Origin of the sequence: Streptomyces sp. NPDC000983 (genome assembly GCF_040299205.1) — a bacterium.
GTDB lineage: Bacteria > Actinomycetota > Actinomycetes > Streptomycetales > Streptomycetaceae > Streptomyces.
In genome coordinates this window covers 1-3,469 of record NZ_JBEPBM010000105.1, presented here as the reverse complement: position 1 = coordinate 3,469, position 3,469 = coordinate 1, and the positions used below count along the sequence as shown (strand labels likewise).

At 70.4% G+C, this 3,469-nt stretch carries 1 protein-coding gene; it reads left to right on the top strand.

Annotated features, from left to right (window positions below):
* Nucleotides 1-23: 23 nt before the first annotated feature.
* On the top strand, nucleotides 24-3,469 hold a 3,446-nt coding region (locus tag ABT296_RS38435), incomplete at its 3' end, for an acyltransferase domain-containing protein (protein ID WP_351934771.1).

The following is a 3,469-nucleotide window of genomic DNA, read 5'->3' as shown; positions in this document are numbered from 1 at the left end:
AGCGGCCGTTGTGGCTGGGGTCGGTGAAGTCGAACATCGGGCATGCGCAGGCCGCGGCGGGTGTCGCGGGTGTCATCAAGATGGTGATGGCCCTGCAGGCCGGCGTTCTCCCCAGGACGCTGCACGTCGACACGCCCACACCTCACGTCGACTGGTCAGCGGGTCGCGTTTCGCTGCTCACGGAGGAACGCGCGTGGGAGTCGCCCGGCGGGGTCCGTCGAGCGGGGATCTCGTCCTTCGGCGCGAGTGGGACCAACGCGCATGTGATTTTGGAGGAGGCTCCGGAGGGGGGGGTTGTTCAGCCTCCGCGTGGCGCGGGTGGCTTGGTGCCGTGGGTGGTGTCGGGGGGTTCTGCCGAGGCGTTGGTGGCTCAGGCGGGGCGGCTGGCTGAGGTCGCCGGGGTGCTGGATCCGGTGGATGTCGGGTGGTCGCTGGCGAGTGGGCGGGCGGCGTTGAGTCATCGGGCTGTGGTGTGGGGTTCCGATGCGGGCGAACTGACGGCTGGGCTGGCCGGGGTCGCGTCCTCGGGGTCGGTTGTTGATGGTCGTCTGGCGTTCCTGTTCACGGGGCAGGGGGCTCAGCGGGCGCGGATGGGGCGTGAACTTGCCGCTCGGTTCCCGGTGTTCGCGGACGCGTTGGGTGAGGTGTGTGCGGGGTTCGAGGGGCTGTTGCCTCGGTTGTTGGCGGATGTCCTGGCGGATGAGACGCCCGGTGTGTTGGACGAGACGGTGTTCACGCAGGCGGGGTTGTTCGCGGTCGAGGTGGCGCTTTATCGGCTTGTCGAGTCGTGGGGTGTCCGCCCGGACTTCGTGATGGGGCATTCGGTCGGGGAGTTGGTCGCTGCGTATGTGGCGGGGGTGTTCTCGCTGGGGGATGCCTGTCGTTTGGTGGCTGCGCGCGGGGGATTGATGCAGGCATTGCCCACCGGTGGGGCGATGCTCTCGGTCCAAGCACGGTTGGAAGACATCGAAGGTTTCCTGGGGTCAGTGGACGTGGCGGCTGCGAATGGGCCGGCATCGATTGTGCTTTCCGGTCTCGAAGCCGAAATCGACGCTGTACGACAGCAGTTGACCGCCGTCGGGGTGAAGACTCGAAGGCTTACGGTTTCCCACGCCTTCCATTCCTCGCTCATGGAGCCGATGCTCACCGAGTTCGAGCAGGTAGCGGCGGGCATTGAGTTCTCCGAGCCGCAGATTCCGGTGGTCTCGAATGGGTCGGGGCGGCTGGCGGGGGAGGAGTTGTGCACGCCCGCGTACTGGGTGCGGCACATCCGGCAGACCGTCCGTTTCGCCGACGGTGTCAGCTGGCTGGCCGATGCGGGCGTGACGAAGTTCCTTGAGCTGGGTCCGGATGCGACGCTGACCGCGATGGCCGCGGAGTGCGTGGAAGGGCTCTTCGTTCCTGCCACCCGCCGCGACCACAACGAAGTCGAGACGTTCACCTCGGCCGTCTCCCGCCTCTGGGCCGCCGGAGTCGACGTCGACTGGCCCGCCCTCTTCGCCGACCGCAATCCCCGCCGTGTCGACCTGCCCACCTACGCCTTCCAACGCGACCGCTACTGGCTGGAGTCCGGACCGGCATCCCCCGATGTCACCGGTGCCGGTCTCGCCAGCACCGATCACCCCCTGCTCGGTGCCGCGGTCAGTCTCGCCGCGGACGGAGGCGTGGTGCTGACGGGCAGGCTGTCCACCCGTACGCATTCCTGGCTGGCCGATCACGCGGTCGCTGGGACGGTTCTCCTGCCCGGCACCGCCTTCGTCGAACTCGCCATCCGCGCCGGAGACGAGGTCGGCACCGGCCACCTCACCGAACTGACGCTCCAGGCACCCCTTGTCCTTGACGGGCGGGACGGGGCCGGGGTGCAGGTCCAGGTCGTTGTCGGGGCGGCCGATGAGGGCGAGGGGCGGCGCTCGCTCGCCGTGTACTCCCGTGCGGAGGGTTCGGACGCCGCGTGGACCCTCCACGCGGAGGGCGTCCTGGGCACCGTAACCCCGGACGTGGCACCCACCCCCCTCGACCTCACCGCGTGGCCCCCTGCCGATGCCGAGCCCGTCGACGTGTCCGGCTTCTACGACCGGGCCGAGGCCGCCGGCTACGGCTACGGGCATGCCTTCCAGGGCATGACCGCCGCCTGGCGCCGCGGGGACGAAGTCTTCGCCGAGGTGTCCCTGGGCGATGACCTGCACACGGAGGCGGGCGCCTTCGGCCTGCACCCCGCCCTGCTGGACGCGGCGCTGCACACGATGCTTGCCGTCTCGGGCGAGGCGCAGGAGTTGCGGCTGCCGTTCCTCTGGGAGGGAGTGTCACTCCTGGCGTCCGGCGCCACCGCGGCCCGCGTCCACATCACATCGGTCGGTACGGACTCGGTCTCCGTGGTCCTGGCGGACCCGGCCGGCGAGACCATTGCCAGGGTCGAGTCGCTGACACTGCGCCCCGTGACGGCCGAGCAGCTGGCCTCGTCGGTGTCCGGTGAGCGTGACTCGCTCTACCGCCTGATGTGGGAGAGCGTCCCGCTCGCCACGGACGCGGTCCCGGTGTCCGACTGGGCCGCGATCGATCCGGACGGGGTGCTGCCGGCCCCGAGTGTGCGGCACGCGACGCTCGCCGCGCTGCTGGAGGCGGAATCCGCCGCACCACCGCTCGTCCTGGCCGCGACCGCCTCGGACCACGACGCCGAGGGGACCGTCGCAGGGGTGCTGGCGCTCGTGCAGGACTGGCTCGCCGATGAGCGGGCCGCCGGTTCGCGGCTCGTGGTGGTCACGCGCGGTGCGGTGGCCGCCGAGGGCGGTGACGTGCCCGATCTCGCGGCCGCCGGAGTCTGGGGGCTCGTGCGGTCCGCGCAGTCCGAGTATCCCGGGCGATTCGTCCTGCTCGACCTTGCCCCGACCGCCGAAGGCCACGATGCGGCCGTGGTGCGGTTGGCCCTGGACTGTGGTGAGCCGCAGGTGGCGGTGCGTGGGGGCCGGGTGCTGGTGCCGCGTCTTGTGCGTGCGGTGGCTGGTGGTGACCTGGTGGTTCCGGCTTCTTGTGGTACCGGGTGGCGGCTGGACGTGTCGGGTGAGGGCACGTTGGAGGGGCTGGGGCTGGTTGCGGCTCCGGAGGCTTCGGCGCCGTTGGAGGCGGGGCAGGTTCGGGTTGCTGTCCGGGCGGCCGGCGTGAACTTCCGCGACGTCCTCATCGGTCTCGGGATGTACCCCGGTGACGCCCATATCGGCAGCGAGATCGCCGGTGTCGTCGTGGAGACGGGAGCGGATGTCACCGAGTTCGCGTTGGGGGACCGCGTCCTCGGACTCGTGCCGCGCAGCTTCGGGCCGATGGCGGTCGCCGATGCGCGCGTGCTCGCCCCAGTACCGGTGGGTTGGTCGTTCGAGCAGGCGGCGTCGGTTCCGGTGGTGTTCCTGACGGCGTTCTACGGGCTGGTTGATCTGGGTGGGGTTCGGCCTGGTGAGACGGTGTTGGTGCATGCGGG